The organism is Pseudomonas sp. P1.8 (genome assembly GCF_001269805.1).
Taxonomy (GTDB): Bacteria; Pseudomonadota; Gammaproteobacteria; order Pseudomonadales; family Pseudomonadaceae; genus Aquipseudomonas.
Map to the genome: position 1 here is coordinate 17,073 of NZ_LHVM01000015.1, position 24,455 is coordinate 41,527.

22 protein-coding genes are annotated in these 24,455 nt (G+C 53.4%); 4 read left to right on the plus strand and 18 right to left on the minus strand.

The genetic code is table 11. From position 1 onward, the window contains the following. Nucleotides 1-97: 97 nt before the first annotated feature. Nucleotides 98-733 (plus strand): alpha-ketoglutarate-dependent dioxygenase AlkB, encoded by a 636-nt coding sequence (locus AD668_RS16020; protein WP_053160465.1) that lies wholly within the window; start codon nucleotides 98-100, stop codon nucleotides 731-733. 91 nt (nucleotides 734-824) lie between these two features. Here AD668_RS16020 and AD668_RS16025 read toward each other — a convergent pair whose 3' ends face one another. From AD668_RS16025 to AD668_RS16060, 8 genes are all read right to left on the minus strand, one after another. Then, nucleotides 825-1,934, minus strand: a complete 1,110-nt coding sequence (locus AD668_RS16025) for an S-(hydroxymethyl)glutathione dehydrogenase/class III alcohol dehydrogenase (protein WP_053160467.1) — start codon at nucleotides 1,932-1,934, stop codon at nucleotides 825-827. 69 nt (nucleotides 1,935-2,003) lie between these two features. Further along, entirely contained in the window at nucleotides 2,004-2,279 is a 276-nt protein-coding gene (gene frmR / locus AD668_RS16030) for a formaldehyde-responsive transcriptional repressor FrmR (RefSeq protein ID WP_053160469.1), read from the minus strand. Nucleotides 2,280-2,913: 634 nt separating this feature from the next. Next, on the minus strand, nucleotides 2,914-3,393 hold the full coding sequence (locus AD668_RS16035; protein WP_053160471.1) for a heme-binding protein: 480 nt from the start codon (nucleotides 3,391-3,393) through the stop codon (nucleotides 2,914-2,916). A 124-nt stretch (nucleotides 3,394-3,517) separates the two neighbouring features. Next, complete coding sequence (locus tag AD668_RS16040) at nucleotides 3,518-3,871, minus strand: helix-turn-helix transcriptional regulator (protein WP_053160472.1); 354 nt, start codon at nucleotides 3,869-3,871, stop codon at nucleotides 3,518-3,520. A gap of 79 nt (nucleotides 3,872-3,950) precedes the next feature. Beyond that, nucleotides 3,951-4,934, minus strand: coding sequence for an LLM class flavin-dependent oxidoreductase (locus AD668_RS16045; protein ID WP_053160474.1), 984 nt, complete (start codon nucleotides 4,932-4,934; stop codon nucleotides 3,951-3,953). A gap of 39 nt (nucleotides 4,935-4,973) precedes the next feature. After that, nucleotides 4,974-5,780 carry a sugar phosphate isomerase/epimerase gene (locus AD668_RS16050; RefSeq protein WP_053160476.1) on the minus strand — a complete coding sequence of 269 codons (807 nt, stop codon included), beginning with the start codon at nucleotides 5,778-5,780 and terminating at the stop codon, nucleotides 4,974-4,976. Between the two features lie 17 nt (nucleotides 5,781-5,797). Beyond that, nucleotides 5,798-6,598, minus strand: a complete 801-nt coding sequence (locus tag AD668_RS16055) for a TIM barrel protein (protein ID WP_053160479.1) — start codon at nucleotides 6,596-6,598, stop codon at nucleotides 5,798-5,800. Continuing rightward, complete coding sequence (locus AD668_RS16060; RefSeq protein ID WP_256220681.1) at nucleotides 6,595-7,611, minus strand: LLM class oxidoreductase; 1,017 nt, start codon at nucleotides 7,609-7,611, stop codon at nucleotides 6,595-6,597. Before AD668_RS16060 ends, AD668_RS16055 begins: the two co-directional genes overlap by 4 nt. Before the next feature lie 154 nt (nucleotides 7,612-7,765). Here AD668_RS16060 and AD668_RS16065 point away from each other — a divergent pair, with 154 nt between their 5' ends. After that, nucleotides 7,766-8,647, plus strand: coding sequence for a LysR family transcriptional regulator (locus AD668_RS16065; protein ID WP_053160480.1), 882 nt, complete (start codon nucleotides 7,766-7,768; stop codon nucleotides 8,645-8,647). A 219-nt stretch (nucleotides 8,648-8,866) separates the two neighbouring features. On the opposite strand, the gene AD668_RS16070 is transcribed toward AD668_RS16065, so the two are convergent. From AD668_RS16070 to AD668_RS16100, 7 genes are all read right to left on the minus strand, one after another. Further along, complete coding sequence (locus AD668_RS16070; protein ID WP_053160482.1) at nucleotides 8,867-9,499, minus strand: TetR/AcrR family transcriptional regulator; 633 nt, start codon at nucleotides 9,497-9,499, stop codon at nucleotides 8,867-8,869. Nucleotides 9,500-9,855: 356 nt separating this feature from the next. Continuing rightward, nucleotides 9,856-10,785, minus strand: a complete 930-nt coding sequence (locus tag AD668_RS16075) for an electron transfer flavoprotein subunit alpha/FixB family protein (RefSeq protein WP_053160484.1) — start codon at nucleotides 10,783-10,785, stop codon at nucleotides 9,856-9,858. Beyond that, nucleotides 10,786-11,535 carry an electron transfer flavoprotein subunit beta/FixA family protein gene (locus tag AD668_RS16080; RefSeq protein ID WP_053160487.1) on the minus strand — a complete coding sequence of 250 codons (750 nt, stop codon included), beginning with the start codon at nucleotides 11,533-11,535 and terminating at the stop codon, nucleotides 10,786-10,788. 45 nt (nucleotides 11,536-11,580) lie between these two features. Then, nucleotides 11,581-12,819: a CaiB/BaiF CoA-transferase family protein gene (locus tag AD668_RS16085; RefSeq protein ID WP_053160489.1), complete on the minus strand. Its 1,239-nt coding sequence runs from the start codon at nucleotides 12,817-12,819 to the stop codon at nucleotides 11,581-11,583. Between the two features lie 21 nt (nucleotides 12,820-12,840). Beyond that, on the minus strand, nucleotides 12,841-14,043 hold the full coding sequence (locus AD668_RS16090; RefSeq protein WP_053160491.1) for a 3-oxoadipyl-CoA thiolase: 1,203 nt from the start codon (nucleotides 14,041-14,043) through the stop codon (nucleotides 12,841-12,843). A gap of 31 nt (nucleotides 14,044-14,074) precedes the next feature. Beyond that, on the minus strand, nucleotides 14,075-15,604 hold the full coding sequence (locus AD668_RS16095) for a 3-hydroxyacyl-CoA dehydrogenase (protein WP_053160493.1): 1,530 nt from the start codon (nucleotides 15,602-15,604) through the stop codon (nucleotides 14,075-14,077). Between the two features lie 5 nt (nucleotides 15,605-15,609). Next, the gene (locus AD668_RS16100; protein WP_053160495.1) at nucleotides 15,610-16,395 is read right to left on the minus strand and encodes an enoyl-CoA hydratase; all 786 of its coding nucleotides are present in this window, start codon (nucleotides 16,393-16,395) and stop codon (nucleotides 15,610-15,612) included. Between the two features lie 241 nt (nucleotides 16,396-16,636). Here AD668_RS16100 and AD668_RS16105 point away from each other — a divergent pair, with 241 nt between their 5' ends. Together AD668_RS16105 and AD668_RS16110 are read left to right on the plus strand one after the other, a co-directional pair. Further along, the gene (locus AD668_RS16105; RefSeq protein ID WP_053160497.1) at nucleotides 16,637-17,503 is read left to right on the plus strand and encodes an IclR family transcriptional regulator; all 867 of its coding nucleotides are present in this window, start codon (nucleotides 16,637-16,639) and stop codon (nucleotides 17,501-17,503) included. 58 nt (nucleotides 17,504-17,561) lie between these two features. Next, on the plus strand, nucleotides 17,562-18,716 hold the full coding sequence (locus tag AD668_RS16110; RefSeq protein WP_053160499.1) for an acyl-CoA dehydrogenase family protein: 1,155 nt from the start codon (nucleotides 17,562-17,564) through the stop codon (nucleotides 18,714-18,716). Between the two features lie 128 nt (nucleotides 18,717-18,844). Here the strand turns inward: AD668_RS16110 and AD668_RS16115 are convergent, their stop codons facing one another. The 3 genes from AD668_RS16115 to AD668_RS16125 form a co-directional block, all read right to left on the minus strand. Continuing rightward, on the minus strand, nucleotides 18,845-20,167 hold the full coding sequence (locus tag AD668_RS16115) for a hypothetical protein (protein WP_053160501.1): 1,323 nt from the start codon (nucleotides 20,165-20,167) through the stop codon (nucleotides 18,845-18,847). Between the two features lie 415 nt (nucleotides 20,168-20,582). Beyond that, the gene (locus tag AD668_RS16120; protein WP_053160503.1) at nucleotides 20,583-23,018 is read right to left on the minus strand and encodes a membrane-bound PQQ-dependent dehydrogenase, glucose/quinate/shikimate family; all 2,436 of its coding nucleotides are present in this window, start codon (nucleotides 23,016-23,018) and stop codon (nucleotides 20,583-20,585) included. Between the two features lie 90 nt (nucleotides 23,019-23,108). After that, nucleotides 23,109-24,398: a carbohydrate porin gene (locus AD668_RS16125; RefSeq protein WP_256220693.1), complete on the minus strand. Its 1,290-nt coding sequence runs from the start codon at nucleotides 24,396-24,398 to the stop codon at nucleotides 23,109-23,111. Nucleotides 24,399-24,455 lie beyond the last annotated feature (57 nt).

A 24,455-nucleotide genomic window follows, 5' to 3' on the forward strand; every position in this document is an offset into this window, starting at 1 on the left:
CGTATTGGCGGGAATGCTTCCACAGCGCTTAAAATGGTCTCCTCTGCATATTAGTTAAAACTGAAGTCAAGTTGTTCTTCTCGGGCGGATACATCAAATGTGGTTCTCACCAAATACTGACCTGTTCAGCGACCAGGCGCATCTTCTGAACATGCTTCCAAAGGACGGAGTACTCAATGATTACGGTCGAGTAATGGCCGTCGATGAGGCCGATAGCCATTTCAACGAGTTAATGATGGCTGCTGCCTGGCAGCCTGACTCGGCTTTATTGAATGGTGAGTTGGTCAGGACGGCTCGGGAGGTTGCTTGGTATGCTGACAGGCCGTTTCGATACGTCCATTCAGGAATAGAGCGCCAAGCAATTCGCTGGCAAGGAAGCAGTTTGCTGCAGTTGAAACGCAGAATGGAGGAACTTACCGGTCAGCGTTACAACTCTTGTTTGCTCAACCTCTACCATAATGGATCTCAAGGAATAGGATGGCACGCTGACGTTGAAGCTTCCGAGCCAAATGACGTCATTGCATCTCTCAGTCTCGGGGCTGCACGTAAGTTTGCGCTCAAGCATAAGACGACCGGGGAGCTCCGTGAGCTCACATTGGAGCATGGTCAGGTTATCGTGATGCGTGGCGAGACCCAGCGTCACTGGCTGCATTCATTGTTGAAGACAAAGCAATCTGTAGGCTCACGAATCAGCCTGACGTTTCGATGCTTTCCTGAGCAATGGCGCGCCTAGCTAGTTTCGTTGTCATTTCGCTCACGATGTAACTCCGAGGCTGCTTGGAGGATACGAACAGCTCTCCAGGGCTTTCGCCCTGGGCAGCCGGTCAGTATTTGATAACAGTGCGAATCGATTTGCCTTCGTGCATCAGGTCGAATGCTTCGTTGATTCGCTCGAGCGGCATGGTGTGGGTAACGAAAGGTGCCAGCTCGATCTCACCTTTCATTGAGTCCTCAACCATCTTAGGCAGTTGGCTACGACCTTTGACGCCGCCGAAGGCGGAGCCTTTCCAAGTGCGGCCAGTGACCAACTGGAAAGGGCGGGTAGAAATTTCCTGGCCAGCACCGGCAACACCGATGACGATCGATTGACCCCAGCCGCGATGGGCACACTCGAGCGCGGCACGCATCACGTGAACGTTACCGATGCACTCGAAAGAGTGATCGACGCCCCAGCCGGTCATTTCAATGATGACTTGTTGAATTGGCTGCTCATGATCCTTTGGATTGACGCAGTCAGTGGCGCCGAACTGGCGAGCCAATTCAAACTTTGCAGGGTTGGTGTCGATGGCGATGATCCGACCCGCTTTGGCTTGACGCGCGCCTTGGATAGCGGCCAATCCGATGCCACCCAGACCGAATACAGCCACGGTGTCGCCCGGCTGAACCTTGGCGGTGTTATGCACCGCGCCGATACCGGTTGTTACGCCGCAGCCCAGTAGGCAAACGTGCTCAGGGTTGGCATCCGGATTGATCTTGGCGACCGATACTTCCGCAACTACGGTGTACTCGCTGAAGGTCGAGCAACCCATGTAGTGATACAGCGGCTGTCCGTTGTACGAGAAGCGTGTGGTGCCATCTGGCATCACACCTTTACCTTGAGTAGCGCGGACAGCGGTACAAAGGTTGGTTTTTCCGGACTTGCAGAACAAGCATTCTCCACATTCTGCGGTGTACAACGGGATAACGTGATCGCCAGGCTTCACGCTGGTCACACCTTCGCCGACTTCGATGACAATGCCGGCACCTTCGTGGCCAAGCACCACAGGAAACAGGCCTTCAGGATCATCACCGGAAAGGGTGAAGGCATCCGTGTGGCATACGCCCGTATCCGTGATTTTAATCAGCACTTCGCCTGCGCGAGGCGGCTCTACGTCGATCTCAACGATTTGAAGCGGTTTACCTGCTTCGAATGCAACTGCAGCACGAGATTTCATAGGGTTGTCTCCGTTGGATGGAACTTAAAAGATCCGGGGCTACCAGCACGGCGTCGGTGTCGACTAGGGTTACTTTAGGTATGTGCGTACCAGCGCAATGACCTCATCAATCGAAGACCGCTGTGCCTCGGTGGTATCTACTAGATTCGAAAACTCTTCCCTGAGATGACCTTCCAATACTCCCGCCATTAATCCATTTACCGCGCCACGCATCGCAGCAATTTGCTGCAAAACGGGCCCGCATTCAGCCCCTTGTTCCAGCGCAGTTTCCAATGCGTCCAGCTGTCCTCTTACTCGTCGCACGCGTCCCAGAACGCGTTTCTTTTCTTCAGGTGAATGAGGCATTTTTTCTCTCCAGTGGCGTGATACGGGAAAGTGTACACGGGTACTGGTGGGGGGTATATCTTGGTACTGGGGGGGAGTATAGTCATATACTGGTAGGGAGTATATTAATTTTAGCGCGACGAGTTGCCGCACATGATCCGTTTTGTCATTCATTCCTGGCTTAAGAGGTGTCACGCCGTGTCGTGCTGGCGAGACGGGCTGGTCGTTCGTTCTAGGCCAGGGTCAAAACTTCGCAGAGCGATATGACTGCCGTCGGCGGAGTCGGAACGCGTTATTTGCTGGTAAGGAGCGTAGGCGCCAAGTAGGGCCTACAACAATGCGCATTTTGTTTTTAAGCTCGCGCTGTTTTGTTTCTAATCCACTGGATCTAGATCGTTGCGTAGCTAGGGGACGACCAGGTGACGTGACTTTGCAGATATGGATCTGCAGCATGCGCTGGTTTCACAACCCGCGATGAGCAGAGAATAGGAAGTAGAACTGACTTGGCTAAACGAGTGAATCGCGGAGGCTTGGAACTGGCGCTAGGCCATTCTCCTAGACGCCATTTATGTTTGCTGCTAAAACTCGATCGAACTTAGGGCTGTACGGATGTAGCCGTCGATCATTTCACCGAAGGCCAGAGATGTTGCGGCATTTAATCGGCTCTTGTTAGATCTGCTGCCGCTTTCTCCGCTATAGCACCATCGTCGGAAGACTGACCTCCTGCGACACCTACAGCACTGACCAAAACACCGTCAATTCTTACAGGAACTCCACCTACCATTGGCAGTGTGCCCGGAAGGTTCTGAAAGCCTGGATGGCCTTGAGCAATCTGCTGTTCAAGTATTTTCGTCGTTACTCCGTAACCCGCTGCAGAACGTGCCTTCATGATGGAGGCCTCAATCATGCCGCTGAGAGCGCCGTCTGCGCGCTCCAGGTAGATTAAGTTTCCTCCATCGTCGACGACGCTAATGACGTAAGGCGCATGTCGTTTATCAGACGGCTGAACAACGGACGCTATGGCAGATTGCGCTGCCGCTAGCGTTATTACCGGTTTGCTTGGGGGCGTAGCCAGAGCAAAGACCGAGTGAACACCTGATAGGGCAACGACTGCTTGGAAAGATTTCAAGTTCATAAAATGCTCAGCACTAACGTATTAAATTTTCCTGCATTTCTCCAGAGCTTGAGGTGCGGTGCTGGTTAATAATTAGAACAGTATCTTCGAAAAAACTGATGGTTTTAAACTCAGTAGATGGCAGTCATTGAACACTGATTTGAGCCGCCATGAGCATTTTGAAGTGTTGTATTGCCGCTTCGCTTCTTCTGACAAAAATAGCATTACCTACCTTTTGAGACTCAAGCAAACCGGAGCTACGAAGCAGATCCACATGTTTGGACACCGTCGACGGTGACAGTTCGCAGCGCTCAATTATTTGTCCTAAGCAGACCCCAAGCTCCTGACCATATTCCTGATCTGGAAAATTCAGCTGAGGGCTTTTCAGCCATTCCAGGATATTGCGTCTTACAGGATGAGCCACTGCGCGTATGGATGAGTCGAGCCCCATTGTATTTAGCGCTGATTTGCCAGCCGAGACGGCCGATCGTACTGACATAAATCGATCTCCTTGGCAGGGGCGTGAGTTGGAGGACGGTGCGCAAGTCGAGTTGAAGGTTGGCTCGTCCCCCAGCGCTTCAATCAAGCAGATCTGCGATGGACTCGGCAGCAATCTGATATGAGCGGCACCGTGCCTGCGGATCGTAAATCCGTGCATCGATGATCACTTCATCTGCTTTTGTGGTTGAAATGAATTCCCGAAGCCAACTGCCAACGTCATCCTTATCTCCCACTGCAGAACAGGCCATTGCCTCTGCCAAAGTGTGATGATCCCGCTGCGACATCTTCTCTGCAAAGCCTTCTTCGGGAACAGGCAGAGGCCCAGGTCTTCCGGAGTAAAGGTTGCAAACCCATTGACGATGGGAACTGGCGATGTATTCAGCTTCGGCACGTGAAGGTGCAGCGATCACATTTGCGCCCGCAATGACGTAAGGCTCCTTCAGCACTGCTGATGGGCGGAAAGTTGCCCTGTAGTGATTCACCGCCTCTAATAGAAACCGTGGTGCAAAGTGCGAGGCGAATGCGTAGGGCAGGCCTAGCTTTGCCGCCAGGTCAGCACTGTGCGGGCTGGAGCCAAGCAACCAAAGTGGAAGACTGTGATTACCTGGTATGGCTCGTACAGGTTGATTCCCATTGTCAGCTAGGTAATCGGTCAGTTGCTCGATGTCCCGTTGGAAGTCACGTTCAGAGGCGTCACCGCGTAACGCCCGAATGGCGGGCCCTGCAGATCCTGGTGCTCGTCCGATGCCCAAATCTATTCGGTTGGGAAACAAGGTATCCAGGGTGCCGAAGTGCTCTGCCACGACCAGTGGTGAGTGATTCGGCATCATGATGCCGCCAGCGCCGACGCGCAGTGTGCTAGTCGCCGCGGCCAAGTGTTGAATCAGCAGCGTGGTCGCAGACGATGCAATGCCGGGCAAGTCATGGTGTTCGGCGATCCAGTAGCGTTTGTATCCGTGTTGCTCGACATGTTTCGCCAAGGTTGCCGCATCATTGAGAGTGTCCGCGAATGTTTTGCCTTCACCGACCATCATCAGATCGAGGACAGAGAGCGCTGTCATGGAGAAATTCCTGAGTAAATTCTTTCGGTAGGGCAGGGGCTATTTCAACGGAAAGTCAGCCCATGTCGGATGCCGTTCGAGGCGTTGGTCAATATCGCGTAGCGTCGTCAAGCAGCGCTCCAGTTTTAGGTAGATGTCTCCGCCGTAATCCCATCCAAGCACGCCAATGCTTCCGCTATATCCAACACGATTGAGCGCTGCGATGAGTGCAAAGTTGTCCAGCTCCCCCTTGTCAACGGGTTCCATAGTCGCGACTCCACCCCAACCTAATTGCGACAGGGCACTGCCAGATGTAACCACCTGCATCAACCAGGGCTTCATCGCTTGCAACGTTTCTTCCAGCTTCCCTTCCTGACTGGCGTACCAGTGATACCCGTTGAACGAAGCACCTAGGCACGAATGATTGAACAGCTCGCAAATCTGCACGACTTGCGTGGTGGTCTGCGTGACATGGTGTAGATGCGGGTAGAGGGCGACTTTGAGACCTCTGCGTTCTGCGATCGGCAATAAAGATTCGATGACTCGCAGAATCGCAGGTACGCCATTAACAGAGGTCTGTATGGCGAGCTCGATGAGTTCTACGCCCTCCACTGACTCCATGATCCGGCGCACAAGATCATCATTGCGCCCTTCATGAAGAACCAGATACAGCGCCTCTACTTTGAGGCCGTGGTTGGCTTTGACGCTGGGCAGCAAAGTCAAGTCGGTGTAAGGGGTACCGCCCCAGGCCGCGACGGTGATTCCGTCATAACCCAGCTCAGCCAACATTTCACATTGTGTTTGAAATGCGTAGATACCCATTGACGAGTAAAAGAAGGAATCAAGCGCATGAATGGCGTGTGTCATGTAATTACGTTCCGCGTTTAGTAGGGCAGCTCAGTCAAAACAGCCCATTCGGGGTGAGCAGCCAATCGTTGCTCCATCGAGCGGAAAGCGTTCATCGAACGACGTAGATTGCCGTATACATCTCCCCCCATGCTTTCCCAGCCAAGAACGCCAACCCGGCCATCGAAACCGCGCCTCTCGAGCGAACCCATCAACACGAAATTATCCATTTCGCCTTCGTCCAGGGGTTCAATAGTTGCCAAGCCGCCCCAGCCCAGCGGCGAGCGCCTTGAGCCCGCGATGTTGACCTGTTTGAGCCATGGCCAAACGGCGTCAAGACGTTGTTCGAGAGCTTTTTCCTGATTGGCGTACCAGTGGTAGCCGTTAAAAACGATGTTTAGTCTCGAGTGCTTGAATTCCTCGCACAAAGCCACTGCCTGCGAAGTAGTTTGCATACCGTACCGAGCGTGCGGATATAGGGCGATCTCCAGCCCACGGCGCTCACAAATGGGGAGCAAGCGCTCCAGCGTTCTTCGGTCTAGATCTGTAACTTCATCGCCAGAATGCAACGCCAACTCTATAGTCGTACAACCTTCAATCGTTTCGAAGATGTTCGTTACGAACGACTCCAGACCTTCCCTGTAGATCAGGTAGACCGCACCGACATCCAGGCCCCACTTCGGTTTGATAAGCGGAATTGATTTCAGATCTTTACTCCAAGCGGACATAGTCAGACCCTGGTATCCGGTTTCTACGAGCATCTCGCACTGAGCCGCAAGCGGGTATGTACCGATAGCCGTCTGAAAAATGAAGTCCATGTGGTGAAGTGGGTGTTTCATCGTTGCGTCTCGGCCAATGTTTTAGTGATGGGTAACGACAAGCTCGGGAAGTGAGGCAAAACGTATTCAGCCAACTCATCGATTACTTCAGAGGCATGCCGGCGCTGTGGTTTGAAGTGCAAGGCGACGTGTCCAACACCTTCTTCCTGTTGTCGCTTCCAAAGCTCAATCAGTGTGTTCCGTCCTGCACGAAGAACTCGTCCTGGCTGGATGGGAAAATTGGGATCGCGTTCCAGCTCGAATAGAGTGCCGTAGCCGTAGGGCTTGTAGCCGTTGGTGCCACACGCGGCGCGCCAGCGCTGAATGATCTGGGGAATTGATGCGGGGTTTGCGGTATACGAAAGAATGCCGTCAGTGTTGGCGGCGATCCACTCCAGTGACTGCCCCGAGTGTCCGATCACAACTGTAGGTAAGCGTGCCCCGACCGGCTTGGGAACTAAATCCAGTGCACCGTTCAGTTGGCCATGAAACAGCGAGCAATGCATGGCCCAACGCTGTTCCGTTGCAGCGCGAATGACGGCCAGCGAATCGCGGAATCGATCGGCACGAGTATCAAAATCTATGCCGAATGCCGGGTACTCAATAGGGCGGTCACCCGTTGCAAGCCCAAGAATAAATCGACCTCCTAGCAACTGATCAATGCTGACGGCCTGTTTTGCAACAATCAGCGGATCACGTAATGGAAGAACGATGCCGGCCGTTCCTATCGTAATTCTCCCTGTTACGGCAGCTAGATATCCGGCGTACACAAGCGGATCCAGAATTTGACCTACGTCCCCGAAGTTTGGGTCATAGAAAGGAACATCACGCAGCCATATTGAGGAGAATCCCGCGTCATCGACCTTCTGTGCCATCTCGACATGGTCTTCGAGAGTGGGCCCGGGACTATCAGGGTAGCTTTCCAATGGTGCGATGAAGCCAAAGGTGAGGTGGCCTGGTTGGAACACACGGGCATAGCCTGGGTGACTTATGAGCTCATCAGGCAATGCGGGAGGTGAGGGCATGACTGTCATTTGGCTTAGTCTCGATTTGAGAGATGCTTGTTGCATCTGTGCTTGGCCGTGTAAACGTGCTGATGGCGCCGACTATAAGCTGGAACCATCAGATGAAAAACAGGATAGAATTCCGAACATTTCGGAATTAAATGCTTAAATAGGAGGTTGGGATATGGATCACTTCGGCGCACTTGGCGCTTTCGTCCGAGCCGCAGAAACTCGCAGTTTCACGGAGGCGGGGAGAAGGCTGGGCGTTTCATCCTCCGCGGTTGGCAAAGCAGTCGCGCGTCTAGAAGAAGAGTTAGGCGTGAGGCTGTTTCATCGATCTACCCGCGCAATAACACTCACCGCGGAAGGAGAGTCGTTCCTTGAGCGATGTAATCGAATTTTTTCCGAGTTCGAGGTTGCCAAGAGTGAACTCACTCAAGCTTCAGGCAAGCCGCAGGGAAAATTGCGGCTAGGACTGCCGCAGCTTGGCACCAGGCTAATGCCTCACCTGATCGCCTTTCAGCAGACCTATCCAGAAGTAGAATTGGAGCTCGAGTTCAGCGACCGTTTGGTGAACGTCATTGAAGAGGGCTTTGACGCGGTAATGCGCATCGGTGAGCTAGTGGACTCTCGCTTGGTGATGCGAAAACTCCACGGTTATAGCCATCGTTTGGTGGCGTCGCCAGAATATCTTGCCTTGCGTGGTACTCCATCCCGACCAAGCGACCTCAGCAGTCATTCTTGCCTACGCTATCGATATCCCTCTACCGGAAAGCTGGATCCTTGGCCGCTGGTATCCCGAGGACAAATGCTCAATGTCGACTTGCCTAATACAGCCGCAGCTAACGCTATCGATCCGTTGCTTTCCATGGCGGAAGCGGGATGCGGCATTGCCTGTCTTCCAGATTTCTACGTGGAAAATCTCATTGCTGATGGGCGGCTGGTACCAGTGCTCGAACGATATGTTAAAGACCATCGCACCTTTTGCATCTTGTGGCCGTCAAGCCGTCAACCCCTACCTAAAATCAAGGCGTTTGTGGAATTCATGACTTCACGTCTTGCGTGAACAGATTTGCGCTTGATTTGGCATGAAATGGTGTCGCTTGTTGCGACAAATTAGAGAACCCAAGGACAAACTTCCACGCCGCTTTCACATTGGGCATATTTCACACAACGGATTCAAGAGGCCTAACGGATGGCTCAAAAGCCTGTTTTATTAGGTAAGACTTAAATCGATTTAAATGTTTCACTTTCGTGGACTGCTGCATCTTTTCCACAGTGGCGCTTAATGGCTGGTGATGGCGGAAGCGATTTTCTCTTTCAATAAAGTGGTCAGTAGTGTTGTTGCACTGGCACGGATAGCTGAAAAGAGAAACGTGGGGTTTTTTGAAACATTTAGTTGTTGAGCAAAAAAATACCCATCCATTAACTCTGTAAGAGTTCTAGCGGCCTCAGTTAGCAGGGGCTCGGCCGACAGATCAATATTAAACTCCGTCGCTAGACTTTGCGCGATAATGCTATTTTCTATGTTAATAAGCCTTTGAATTTCAGAACGTTGTGACGGGTTAAAGCTGGATAACTCCCGCATGGCAAGGGCTATGCCGAGCTTGCCATTCGAGGAATGAGTGATAAATCCTTGAGTGATGGCATCCAGCGCTGATGATCCGTTATTTACTGAGTGCGAGATTTCTTGCGTGAGTAAATGAATCCGTTGATTAAAGCTTTCATCAGTCAGTGTAAATAGCAGATCCTGCTTGCTGTCGATATGGTTGTAGATTGCGCCAGGGCTGAGATTTATCTCTTTTGCAAGGTCTCTCAAGCTAACTGCGTGATAGCCGATAGAGGAAAACAGGTCAGCCGCCGCCGTTTTCAAAGTGCACAGCTTTTGGTTGGTTTGTTCTTTACTCAAAATACGCATCTATTATGGTTCCGTTCAGGATCGCTTTGAAAAGGGCAATGCCATGAGGCGATTTCCATCGTAAAAATCATACTCATACGGGGTGTGTGGCTTACTAATTTGCTACGAACTTTTGCTGCAGGCGACTCGCATCGCATCCGATTGGGCACTCTAAAAAACTACATTTGCATGTTCATTCCTAATCCTTCGAGCCCCGTCAGAACTTGACTGTTTTTTGGTTTGCAGGTCATAGGTGTCTTTTGCATTAAATTACCTGCTAGGTGGGAGTAGGACTATTGAATGGCGTGCATAATCCGGTTTCATATGGAGTTCGTCCATATGAGCGTTAGGATTTTTCCTCCCTACAAACCGTGTATCTAAAAGACATCACTTAGCTCGGGGATTGCGTTGAATAGATCGGCGACTAGGCCGTAATCGGCCACCTGGAAGATCGGCGCTTCTTCGTCCTTGTTGATCGCAACGATCACTTTGGAGTCTTTCATGCCGGCCAGGTGCTGGATCGCGCCGGAGATACCGACCGCGATGTACAGCTGTGGAGCAACGATCTTGCCGGTCTGACCGACCTGCATGTCGTTGGGTACGAAACCTGCGTCAACCGCGGCGCGCGAAGCACCCACGGCAGCGCCCAGCTTGTCGGCCAGGGCGTACAGGTGCTTGAAGTTGTCGCCGTTCTGCATGCCGCGACCGCCGGAAACGACGATCTTGGCAGCGGTCAATTCCGGACGATCGGACTTGGCCAGCTCTTCGCCGACGAAGCTGGAGATACCAGCGTCGTGAGCAGCGCCAACGGTTTCAACGGAAGCGGAACCACCAACAGCGGCAACCGGGTCGAAACCGGTAGCACGCACGGTGATCACTTTCACTGCAGCGTTCGACTGAACGGTAGCAATGGCGTTACCGGCGTAGATCGGACGCTTGAAGGTATCGGCGCTTTCCACCGAGATGATCTCGGAGATCTGGTCAACGTCCAGTGCAGCGGCAACGCGCGGCAGGATGTTTTTGCCGTTGGAAGTGGCGGCAGCCAGGATGTGGCTGTAGCCCTTGCCCAATTCAGCAACCAGAGGAGCGACGTTTTCCGGCAGTTGGTGAGCGTAGGCAGCATTGTCAGCTACCAATACTTTGCTCACGCCAGCGACTTGAGCACCGGCTTCAGCCACTGAGCCTGCGCCCTGGCCTGCAACCAGAACGTGGATGTCACCACCGATTTTGGCAGCGGCAGCAACAGTGTTCAGTGTGGCCGGGGCCACTACTTTGTTGTCGTGTTCAGCAATAACCAAGATAGTCATTTAGATTTTCTTCGCTTCGTTTTTCAGTTTCTCGACCAGTTCAGCCACCGACTTGACCTTGATACCCGCGCTGCGTGCAGCAGGCGCTTCGACTTTCAAGGTTGTGTTGGTGGAGGCGGTGGAAACGCCCAAAGCGTCCGGAGTCAGCGTCTCGAGAGGCTTCTTCTTGGCTTTCATGATGTTTGGTAGAGACGCATAACGCGGCTCGTTCAAACGCAGGTCGGTGGTGACGATGGCCGGCAGCTTCAGGGAAACTGTCTGTGCGCCGCCGTCGATTTCACGGGTAACAGCTACGCTGTCGCCGCTGATTTCGACTTTGGAGGCGAAGGTGCCCTGACCGTAGCCGCTCAGTGCCGCCAGCATCTGGCCAGTCTGGTTGTTGTCACTGTCGATGGCTTGTTTGCCAAGGATCACCAGCTGTGGCTGTTCCTTGTCGACAACAGCTTTCAACAGTTTGGCAACAGCCAGGGAAGTCAGGTCTTCGGCGCTTTCTACGAGGATGGCGCGGTCGGCACCCAGAGCCAGCGCGGTGCGCAGTTGCTCTTGAGCGGTGGACGGGCCGACGGAGACGACGACGATTTCAGTCGCAACACCTTTCTCTTTCAGGCGTACGGCTTCTTCCACGGCGATCTCGCAGAACGGGTTCATCGACATCTTGACGTTGGCAAGATCGACGCCGGAATTGTCCACCTTGACACGGACTTTGACGTTGTAATCCACAACGCGTTTGATGCTTACGAGGATCTTCATTTTCTTATCCAGTGGAGTCGGAATTAAAAGCTCCGACCCAATTGATTAATCTTCGGCGAACTGTTCGATGACGCCTTGTGCAGTCAGCGCACTGAGGCGTGCGTCATCCATTCCCAGTGCAGCTCTGAGTACCTGATTGGTATGCTCGCCCAGTCGAGGAGCTGGTCGTACGTGTTGCACTGGCGTGTGAGAAAGTTTGATTGGGCTACCCACCATCTGGAATGCAGAATTTTGCTTGTGGGGCAGGGCGACCAGCATGTTGCGAGCCAGTACCTGGGGTTCGCTGAGAGCCCGGCCAATATCGTTGATCACTCCAACTGGTACCTTCACAGAGTGAATGCGCGATACCCAATTGTCGGCACTGTCGTTGAGGAAGTGCTCGGCAAGGATTTGAACAATCGCTTCTCTGTTACGCACCCGGTCAGCGTTCCTGGTGAATCTCGAATCGGATAGCAATTCCGGCTTGCCAATAGCGTTACAGAGCGCGACAAATTGGCTGTCGTTTCCACAAGCGATAATGAAGTCCATATCTTTGGCCGAGAACACCTGGTAAGGCACGATGTTCACATGGGCGTTGCCTTGGCGGCCTGGAGATTTGGAAGTGCTCAGGTAGTTCTGACTCTGGTTGCCCAAAGCGGCGACCTGAACATCCAGAAGTGCCATATCGCAATGTTGCCCGCGGCCCGTGCTTTGGCGCGAGATCAGCGCAGCTTGGATAGCGATCGTGGAATAGAGGCCAGTCATGACGTCGGCCACGGCGACCCCGACTTTTTGAGGGCCTGCACCCGGCACCCCGTCCTTTTCGCCGGTGATACTCATCAATCCACCCATGCCCTGGATGATGAAGTCATAGCCTGGCTCCTCTGCACGAGGGCCGGTATGCCCAAATCCAGTGATGGAGCAATACACGAGCTGGGGATTAAGTTCCGAAAGGCTCTTGTAGTCGAGTCCGTATTTTTCCAATGAACCCGCTTTGTAGTTCTCGATAAGCACATCGCACTCAGTGGCGAGGGCCCGGACGATCTCCTGACCTTCTTTAGTGGCGATGTTGACCGCGACCGAGTATTTGTTGCGGTTCGCAGATTGGTAATACGATGCTTCATCACTGTCGGAGCCATCTTCATTCTTCATGAATGGAGGCCCCCAACCCCGGGTATCGTCACCGACGGTTGGGCGTTCGATCTTAATGACCTCAGCTCCGAGGTCAGCGAGTATTTGGCCGCACCATGGGCCGGCCAGTACGCGACTGAGGTCGAGTACACGGTAACCTTTCAACGCACCCATATCATGATCCTCCATAATTGATTACAGACGCTCAATGACCAGAGCCAAGCCTTGGCCTACACCAATGCACAGACTGATGACTGCATATCGCTTGTTCGAACGTTGCAGCTCTCTGGCTACAGTCAGCGCCAAACGAGCACCGGATGCGCCCAGCGGATGACCTACCGCGATGGCACCACCATTAGGGTTTACACGTGGGTCATCGAAAGCGATTTCCAGTCCTTTCAAGCAACCCAAGACCTGCGAGGCGAAGGCTTCGTTGATCTCGATGATGTCCATGTCATCCAAGGTCAGTCCGGCGCGCTGCACCGCCTTCTTTACCGCTTCAACTGGGCCAACGCCCATGATGCGCGGTTCTACACCGACTACTGCTGCAGATAAGAGACGAGCAATGGGTCTGAGCCCGTAGCGCTCACCTGCTTCGGCTGAGCCAATAAGTAGCGCTGCAGCACCATCATTGACGCCGGAGGCGTTACCAGCTGTGACTACCCCGTTTGGAGCTAGCGGATTGAGTTTTGCCAGAGCTGCCATATCGGAGCTTGGGCGAGGGTGCTCGTCACGGTCGACGATCAGCGGAGGAGTTTTACGACCAGTCGGCACCGAAACCGCGACGATCTCGTCATCGAAAAAGCCGGCTTGGCGAGCGGCCTCATACCGTGCCTGGGATGCCGCGGCGAATCGATCGGCTTCCTCACGAGTGATTCTATATTCGGCAGCGACGTTGTCGCCAGTCTGCGGCATTGTATCGTTACCGAAGGCTTCAATGATTTTCGGATTGGGGAAGCGGGCGCCGATGGTGCTGTCGAAAACTGTGAAATCACGAGTGTAAGCAGCCTCCGCTTTTGCCATCACGAACGGTGCGCGCGACATGCTTTCAGTGCCGCCAGCGATGATCAAGTCACCTTCGCCGCAGCTCACAGCGCGAGCTGCGTCGATGACTGCGGCGAGGCCACTGGCACACAGTCGGTTGACGGTCTGACCTGGGACGGTGACAGGCAGGTCTGCAAGTAGCGCCGCATGACGAGCGATATTTCGACTGTCTTCACCCGCTTGGTTGGTGTTACCGAGGATGACATCTTCAATGGCCTCACCCGGAACGTTTAGTCGATTTAACAGTTCGCGAATAACGTGCGCAGCCAAGTCGTCAGGACGAACTTTTGCCAGTGAGCCACCGTGGCGCCCGAATGGAGTACGTACACCGCCATACAGATATGCGTTTAGCATGATTGATTTCCTAACTAGATGAGTTTGAGCATCAAACCGAAGCAGGTTCGGCGTGGCGAAGGGACAAGCCGAGATCCGCGCGACGACGTAGCCAGCCGCTTGGGCGGTAGCGTGGATCGCCGGTGAGTTTGGTGATTCGCTCGAGGATGGTGAGAATGCGCTTAGGCTTCAGAGAGTCCCCCCAAGCCAATGGGCCCAATGGGTATCCAAGGCCACGGCGTACACCCTCATCCAGGTCATCAACAGACGCGATGCGCTGCTGAACAATATCGCTGCCGAGATTGACGACCATGGACAGAACGCGTTGAGCAATGAACCCAACACTGTCATTGATCACGGTTACCCCGACACCATCACGTGTGAGGAGGGCATGTGCGGCTTCGCGCACTTCCTTCGCTGTCGCTGGTGACTGCATCAGGCAGCGATGACGCTGCAGGTCAATAATCAAGTCAATGCAAATAGAGCGTGCTGGTTCAGTGCCGAATTGGGCGCAAGCGGCAGTGGCATCAAGACCATAGGGTGCTAGCAGGCACAGTGCTGTCTGAGAAGGTCTTTCAGCCTGTTCAACCTCAGCCCCAAGCTGCTCAAGTAAAATGACCAGCTTCGAGCGATCTGCCTCGTTTTCCGCACCCACCCAAAACGACGGCATAGATGTCACTGTCGGAACGGGTTGAGCGGTTGGAGGGTTCACCATCTGGCCGGCCTGGTAGGTATAGAAGCCGCGGCCTACCTTTCTCCCCACGAAGCCAGCCTCTAGCATCTGACGGGTCAGTGTGGATGGACGGTACCGAGGATCTTGATAGAACTGGTTGTAGATCGATTCAATCACCGGATGTGAAACATCAAGAGCCGTCAGGTCGAACAATTCCATCGGCCCCATTCTGAAGCCCATCCCATCTCGCAGAACGCGGTCGATGTCCGCAGGCTCAGCGACGGCTTCTTTCATGATTTGCAGCGCTTCGGTGCTATAGGCCCGGCCAGCATGGTTGATGATGAAACCTGGTGTGTCCTTGGCGCGGATTCCAAGATGCCCCATGTTCAATGCGAGTGCTTGTAGTCGATCACCTACTTGAGGATCAGTCTCTAAGCCGTCAATTACTTCGACCACTTTCATGAGTGGCACGGGATTAAAGAAATGGAATCCCGCAACTCGCTCCGGATGCTTCAAGCCGCGAGCAATACTGGTGATCGACAGTGAAGACGTGTTTGATGCCAAAATGCAGCTCTCGCTGACGAGGCTTTCGAGGTCTGAAAGCAGGGCCTGCTTTGCATCGAGACGCTCAACAATGGCTTCGACCACCAGTTGGCTGTCTTGGAGGGAACCGAGCGACTCGGCGACGTGAAGACGTTCCAGCGCAGTACGTGCCTCCTGCTCCGAGATCTTGCCTTTCTCAGCGAGCTTCCCGAGTGTCTTTGTCAGTCCTTCTCTGGCCGACTGCGCAGCACCTTCTCGCGCGTCGAACAGATGAACCTCGATACCTGCCTGAATCGCAATCTGCGCAATTCCTGCGCCCATCACGCCGGTACCTACAACACCCATTCGCTCAATGCCATGCGTCATTTCTGTCACTCCCCTTTAAACACTGCGGTGCGCTTTTCCAGGAAGGCAGCTGCGCCTTCCTTCTGATCGTGTGAATCGAACAACAGCTGGAAGGCTTTGCGCTCAAGAATAAGTGCTGCTTCGAGTGGAAGGTCTGCCCCTGCAAGCATCACTTCCTTGATCTGGGCGACGGCCAGGGGTGGAAGGGCTGCAATTTCGGCAGCCAGCTCGTGGGCCCGACCGATTGTTTGCTCATCGCTGACAACTTCGCTGACCAAGCCGATGCTTAGCGCCTCAGGAGCTTTGATCAGACACCCCGTCAACGCGATACGCATGGCCTGGAACTTTCCTACAGCCCTGATGAGTCGTTGAGTGCCGCCGGCACCAGGCATGAGGCCGAGTTTTACTTCCGGTTGACCAAATCGAGCGGACTCACCGGCGATGATCATGTCGCAGTGCATAGCAAGCTCGCAGCCGCCGCCTAGGGCGAAGCCGTTTACAGCTGCGATGATCGGCTTTGGGCAGCTGCTGATTGCGCCCCAAAGCAGTTCGGTATGTCGCAGGTACATCTCAACAGGCCGAGCTTCTGCAAACTCACGGATGTCTGCGCCGGCTACGAAGCATTGCTCACCACCTGTGAGTACGATCGCACGCACTCGAGCATCTACAGCAAGCGCCTGGAAATGTTCAGCGAGGGATTGCCGGACTGAGGTGTTGAGAGCGTTACGTGCTTCGGGGCGGTTGATTCGCACTGATGCAACGCCGTTATCCAGAATCTCAACTTGGACGTCATCGGTGACCTGTGTACTCATGCGAACTCCTAATACGTGTGTTTCGCTATACGAAATACGATACCACTTTCCTTAAAATCATAGAGCTGCTTGGCTAATCGTGTAAACAGCCGTCTGTTGGAATTATCGTTATTTCTAGTAAAAGCTGGGCTTTTCTGCATGAACAGGCAATCTGTTGATGGGGTTGTTTGCTTTCTGGTATAGTTTCACTATACGAAATACGATTTTATTTTCTTGATTTTTTGAAAAAAGGAGTCCTAACATGCACCCCAAGGTGACGGAAGGTGATGAGGGTGGAATCGATGTCCACCAGAACGACTTGGTTATTTTGGAAAAGGGTGTGCTGACCCATGGAGTTTCCAGTTCGGATGAGGAGGCAAGTGGTCAGTTCGTTACTGCTCTAGCACGTGGGCTAGAGCTTCTCCGCTGCTTCACGCCGAAAGAAAACATTCTCGGCAATCAGGAGCTTGCCAAGAAAACTGGGCTGCCGAAGCCAACGGTCACTCGCTTGACCAATACATTGATGCGCCTGGGTTACCTCAAACGAGAGATGCACTCAGGGAAGTATCAGTTGGACGTGGGTGTACTGGGATTTGGATATGGACTGCTCTCGAATTTATCAATACGGGCAGTTGCACATCCGCTGATGGAACAGTTGGCAAACCACGCGAAAGCGGCCGTCGCCATGGCTGCAAGAGACAGGCTACAAATGGTTTACCTGGACGTAGTTCAGGGACAAGGAAACATGACGATGCGTCGTCAAATTGGCAGTTATCTGCCAATGGCTCAAAGCTCTGTTGGCCGCGCCTGTTTAGCCGCGATGCCCGAGAACGAGCGAGAATTTTTGTTGGAGCACATCCGTCAGCGAGAAGCGGATAGCTGGCCGGCATTACGCAAAGGTTTGGAACGAGCCTTTAGAGATTACGCTGATTACGGGTACTGCCTATCGATTGGTGAATGGCATCGAGACGTGAATTCTGTCGCGGTTCCATTGATGCACCCACAGTTCGGATTGCTGGCATTTAACTGCGGCGGGCCTAGCTTCCAGCTCCCCCGTGAAAAGCTTGAAGATGACATCGGGCCCCGCCTGGTCAACATGGTTAATAACATCGGCGCCGCCGCTCCGTAGTGATGCGGGTTGCGGCAGTGCGCCTGGTCAGCCCGCAGTTGGGCAATGAGGAGTGCATATGATTCGCGACCCAGAAACTCTCACTATTCTGTTGGACTCGATCCGCCAGTTCGTCGAACACGAGCTGATACCGCGCGAGAATGAAGTAGCAGAGACGGACGCCATTCCTGGCGATATCGTCCAGCAGATGAAAGAGATGGGCCTCTTTGGTTTGACCATCCCTGAGGAGTTCGGCGGTCTAGGGGTGACCATGGAGGAGGAGGTCAATATTGCCTTCGAACTTGGTCGCACTTCACCTGCTTTCCGGTCTTACATCGGCACGAACAACGGTATCGGCTCCATCGGTATTCTCATCGATGGCACCGATGAGCAGAAAGCACATTTTTTGCCGAAGCTGGCGAGTGGTGAGCTGCTCAGCTCGTTTTGCTTGACCGAACCTGACGCTGGTTCTGATGCTGCTTCATTGAAAACGACCGCGGTTAGGGATGGTGATGCCTACGTTGTCAATGGCACCAAGCGCTTCATCACCAACGCACCGCATGCCGGCATCTTCACAGTGATGGCTCGCACCAATCCTGACATCAAAGGCGCCGGTGGTATCAGTGCTTTCATTGTCGAGCGTGGCACTCCAGGACTGACCCTAGGAAAACCGGATCACAAGATGGGTCAGAAGGGGGCTCACACCTGTGACGTCATATTTGACGATGTCCGTGTCTCGGCGACTCAGTTGATTGGTGGAGTTGAGGGCGTAGGCTTCAAGACTGCAATGAAGGTCTTGGACAAAGGACGCCTGCATATCGCCGCGCTGAGCGTCGGTGCTGCCGAACGTATGTTGAATGATGCGCTGCGCTACGCTACAGAGCGTAAGCAATTCGGTAAACCGATTGCCGAGTTCCAGCTAATCCAGGCGATGCTGGCTGACAGCAAGGCGGAGATCTATGCGGCCCGTTGCATGGTTCTGGATGCCGCGCGTAAGCGCGACCAGGGCTTGAATGTCAGCACCGAAGCGTCGTGCTCGAAAATGTTCGCCACGGAAATGTGTGGTCGTGTAGCGGATCGTTGCGTGCAGATCCATGGCGGCGCGGGCTATGTCAGTGAGTACGCCATCGAGCGATTCTATCGAGATGTGCGCTTGTTCCGCCTGTATGAGGGTACGACCCAAATTCAGCAGGTGATCATCGCACGCAATATGATTAAAGAGATTCAATCCTAAGCGGAAGATGTGCCGCGTTTGTCAGATTACAAGCGCGGTACAGCATCTCTAAAAAGTCGACATCGGGTAGCAGTTCAGCACCCCGTATCCTGCATCCTGCATCCTGCATCCCGTTCGCAGTGCAGCAATCACTCCTCGGCTTGATCCATCTCGCAAATCCTTGCCGAAGGCAACCTAGATGGAAAGCCACGACTTTCGTAGTCGATTCGTTCGCCTGTGTAGCCCACGATCGAGAAAAGGATTTCGTAGAACAGTTTGATGTTGGCAAACGTCAGATCCACCATTCTTTGCCAGTCCTCCCGAGCTTCACTGGCAACCACTGCGTGTGCTGTTTCACTTCTGAGCTTGTTCCACTTACCCGCAAGCTCAGGGCTAATTTCGCCGGACTGTGTAAGGGCACGAAGTGCTGTCTTAGGCTTGAAGTTACCGGAGCCGCCAAGGCAGGAGCGAAGCAGGCTTTTTACACGTTCATCTATATCCAGGCGCATGACTGCGGGTACAGCGCGCTTGGACAGCTCGGCGAAATCGCCATCAGTGCCAAGCGCCTCAAAATATGCTTTGAGCACGCCTTCTATACACACGCTCACGTTCAGGGCGGTCGACTCCAAGCCCGCTTGCCATGCCCTGTTTAGCTTGTTCCAGTTGTCGTAGAAGACCGCTCCGTCCTGCTCAAAAAAACCAACAAGCAGGTTAAAAATTGCTCCAAAAAAATCAGACGCGCATCTGAAGGGGATTTCAACAGGGGGAAAGAGCTGTTGGTTACTTAGCTCAATATCCCTTGAGTAGAGCTCGACAGTGGAATGGCCCTCCCAAACTTTTTCAGCGACCCCCAGTTGTAGACGAACGCCACTAAGCACATTCAATGCCTTCTCGACTGCCTTTGCGAACCCGTCGCTGAGCTCGCCATTCAGCACAGTTACATCGCATCCAGACTCATCTTTGGTGATGGTGACGGTGGATTCGCCGCATACGAACTCCAAGCTAGGTGCTATCGACAACCGAGGAGAAGGGAAGTGAGGGTCGTCAAAATACACTTGGTGAAGAGTGCTCTTGCGGCTTCCGGAGCATGCGTGCCGAGAGCTGAGAAACCCAATAGTCCCCCCGACCACACAAAAATCAGAACGGTAGTCGCCTCCCGAGGTATCCACTCCCTTGGCAGCCCATATTTTCCCCGCAACATCCACGCCCTCAAAATCGAAAAGGGAATGCTCTTTTACCAGCTCTCCCGCCTGTCCTGAAAAACTCATCGCCATATGCCGATTCGCCTCATCAGAAGTGGAGGTATGGTAGACCACGTACTTTAGCTGCCCCTTATCAAGATGTACTTGCCCAGGCCCGAAAAAAACCATGGGGTCATCGGTGCGCCTTTGGGTCAACGTAATATGACTAAAGTGCAGAACCATCTCACCCTTAATGTACGCTTCGACGTCCACACCATTAGCTTTGGTCATCCTAGATCCTTTAGTGTTCCAGAGGGAGTCAGCGGTTAGCGTATCTTAACGATATGCTGACGCGACTGCTAACGCAGCGAGCAAGTGAGATCGGGCAACTACTGCCGTATCGACGGGTACCCGCCTAGCTTATGCAGGGGGTCTTCAGCTGGCGCTCATGGATAGCAATCACATAAGTGGAACGACTATGAGGTACGCGGACGCGATGCGCGCAAATTCCATTACACACTGAGCAAAGGGGGGGGAAGTTGTCACATGAGGTCGTGGAGTGAGATCACCACATCTCACAGGATGGATTTGGATAGCATAGGCACGTAAAGACCTTGGGTAGGGAAATTACGTGCTTGAGTTAAACGCCATGTTACGTAAGGTGCCCACTTGCAAAAGGTGAAGCGAGCACCATTTCAGCGTGCCTTCAATCGCCCGCAGGAAGGGCGTAGGCGATGACATAGTCTCCTCGGTCGGGTGAGTTACGTGAACCGCCCGCGGAGATAACCACAAACTGTCGATTGGTCTTGGGTGAAACGTAGGTCATAGGAGTAGCCTGTGCGCCAACAGGCAGACGCCCCTTCCAAAGTTCCTTACCCGTTTTGATGTCCATGGCTCTCAGGAAGTAATCCTGAGTCGCAGCATAGAAGACCAGACCGGAAGCCGTATTCACCGCTCCTCCCAATGTAGGCATTCCCAAAGGGATAGGGAGACGGGCCTTGACGTCGTTGACCACCGTATCTGCAATTGTCCCGGCCGGACGTTGCCACACAAGTTTTTGGGTCTTCAGGTCAATCACGGAGAAGGTTCCCCATGGCGGCTCGTTGCAAGGAATTCCCAGCGGAGAATTCAGCGATGAATGGTCGACAACATAGGGCGTTCCTTCCATTGGATACATGCTGCCAACACCATGTCCCGGTACCAGGTGAGCTGGGTCTACTTGTTCACGAGGGATCAGTTTTACAACTTGTGGCATGCGGATGTCGTTGACGAAAAGATAGCCTTTGTCTTCATTGATGGAAGCGCTGCCCCAGTTCATGCCTCCGTAGTAGCCTGGATATAGCAGGCTAGCAGTAGTAGTCGGGGCAGTGAACTCACCCTCGTAGCGCAATTTACGAAATGCTATCCGACAGGCCAGTTGATCGAAAAAGGTGGCACCCCACATGCGCCTCTCACTCAACGATTCGTTACCAATTGACGGCATTCCGGTGGAGTAGGGTTGGGTCTTGCTCACCCAGTCACCCTGTTGGTGTTCTTGGGGGACAGGCAACTCCTCGACTTTTGTTAGTGGCTTACCATTGCGACGATCCAAAACGAAGATTTGCCCCCGCTTTGTCAGCTGAACCAACGCTGGGATTTTCCCACCGGCACCATCAGGAAGGTCGTACAGGGCAGGCTGCGACGGGACGTCATAATCCCAAAGGTCATGATGGGCAGTTTGGAATTTCCAGCGAACTCGTCCGGTCGCCAGCTCTAGGGCCACTACAGAAGACGAAAATTCTTCAGCAGCTGGCGTGCGATGTGCCCCCCAAAAGTCTGGTTCCTGGTTACCGGTCGGCACGTAAATCAGCCCCAGCGTTTCGTCAAACGAAGGGGTCGACCAGACATTCGGTGTGCCGCGTGTATAGGTCTCGCCCTCAGGTGGAAGCTTAATGATCATGGGATTACCCAAATCCCACGCCCATACCAATTGGCCATTGTTTGCGTTAAAGGCACGAAGAACCCCAGAAGGCTCATCTACAGCACGACCATCAAACACCCAGCCGCCCACAATGATTAGATCCTGGACAACTGTAGGCGTCGAGGTGGGAAAGTAGTAAGCCTTTTTGATCTCACCCATGCCGACTTTGAGATCTACTGTTCCCCCTGTTCCGAAGTCTTCACAGGACTTACCAGTATCGGCATCGACCTGCATGAGCCGAGCGTCAATAGTGGTCAGCACGACTCTGCGCGTACAGATTGCATCTACGTGCCCGATGACCTCTTTGGAATTCTTGGCCTTAGAAACAACCGTAGATGATGGGGAGGTGAGGGGGGTGGCCACTGCGGCGGCATCGTAATACGCGATACCTCGGCAGCGATTCCAAGTTTGAGTATCTGCAGGTTTTGGATCGAAGCTCCATTTTTCTTTACCCGTGTCAGCATCCAAAGCGAAGATTTTGTTCATTGGAGTACACAGAAAGAGAGTGTCGCCGACCTGGATAGGTGTGTTCTGATTCTCGGAAAACTTGTTGGCAGGATCGCCAGTGTGGAACGTCCAGGCTACTTTCAGCTTATCTACGTTTTCACGGTTGATCTGGGTGGCTGGAGCAAAGCGCGTGCCGCGTGGCGTCCGTCCATAGTACTGCCATGCCTCGCCTGGTTCGGGCTCAGCCGCGGTTGCTACAGGATCAACCGAGGTGTCGGTAGCATCAACGGTTCCGTGGGGAGTAAAAAGCCTGTAGCCACCCCAGATGAGGCCGAGAGCGAAGACACCAGCCAGGATTCGACTGGTTTTGACCAGTCTGCCATGGCTGACCAATGGGTGTGCCAGCGCCGCCAGCAGACCGATAACTAAGAATGGCGCCAGTCGAGGTACCAGTGGCCAAAACTGCAAGCCTGCTTCCCACAAAGACCAGATGACTGTGGCCAAAAATATGAAGCCAAGGAGATACGAAGCCGAAGAGCTGCGTCGTAGGTAAAGAGCGGCAGATGCACACATGCCAACCCCTACCAGTAAGTAGTACCAGGATCCTCCTAGGCTAATCAGGCGTATGCCTCCTAGAGCAAGTACGACGCCGCTTAACCCGAGAAGCACTGTAAAGATCGCGAGCGCCAAAAAGCGCCCCGTGAACCAAGATGGTGGGGATTCAGCATTGTTCATAGCAGTCCTTTTTTCTTGAATATCCTCAGGCACACGGGATCGTAAGCCTGAGGGGCATTCATCCGAGGGATAAGCGTTTTTAAGGTCAAATCAGAATGAGGCCTGAATCTTCAAACCTGCGACGAAGGCGTTATCGACCTCATATACGCCACCTGGGTGACGAACATATTGAAGGTTCGGGCGGATGGTCACCCAATCGGTAACATGAACGCCGTAGTACAACTCCATGTTGTACTCAGTGCGCTGGATGGGGACGAAATTGGGATCATCGTAACTGGTGATGCCGCTTACCGTGTTGAGTTGGTTCTGTCGTTTGGAAACATCATCGTTGACATGGATCCGCGCAAATCCGAGCCCGATGTCGTCCTCAGGCCGGACATCGAAAGGGCCTTTGTATACGACACCTATCTGCTGATAACTGTCGATGGGACTCGTCGCTTGATCAGGGAACGTCAGGCTGGCAAATATCGAGAGGCCACGGGTTGGATCGCCGTTGCGATGGGTCAACTGCTGTTGGGCTATTACCCACCAGCCATGCTTGCTGCCACGTGATTTAAAGGGTTGTCCGGTTAGGCCCTGAGGGTTTCCATTGGTATCTTCGTACACATCATTTGCACTCGCAGAACTGTAGTAATAACCGAGACGATACTCTCCTGCCAACTTCTCGCTACCAAAGTCTGGACTCCATACTGCCTCTACTGGCAATAGCATTCCTTGGGATCCACTTCCGCTTAGCTTGAAGCCGTTTCCGGTCTCCAGGTAGGACGGATTTTGCTCGAATGCACCAACCTGGAGTGCCACATCAGGATGCACGTTGTACTTAAGCCGTAGGCCCCACTGACTCACAGGCCAGCTGTACCAGATATCTCCGACCACGTTGCCAATTGGAGAGCTACAGAACGAAAGACTCTGGAAGTCACAAGGAAAGCTGTTGAAGTCTTCCTGGATCCCCATGCGTCCAATTTTTACGTCCAATGCGTTGTCAAAAAACTTCTGGCGATACCACATCTGAGTGAGCCGCCAAGTTTGGCCACGCCCCCAAACCTCCTGCACCGAACTCAGCTGGCCGGTGCGAGGATCACTAATGCGATCATTAGACAAGTTGTTACCGTTTCGCTCGGTAATGGTCAATTTGAAATCAGCAGCATTCCAGCCAAATATCTTCTGCAGATCCAGGTGCGTACCGAGCGCCCATTGTGCGGTGTAACGTGCCGTATTGTCGTGGTTATAGCCACCATGCAGGTTGGATGCTGCCTCACCGGTGTAATCAAGAGTGAAGTCGTACCCCTTGTCGAGGAGCTGATTTCTCGTACCACCCCAATCTCCCGTTGCCCATTGGGATGCGGTAGCCGAGTTGATGATGCATGCAAAAATTCCCATGCCGAAAGGCAGTTGCCATTTCATGTTCATGTCGGTGAGCCCTTATTTTTATGATTT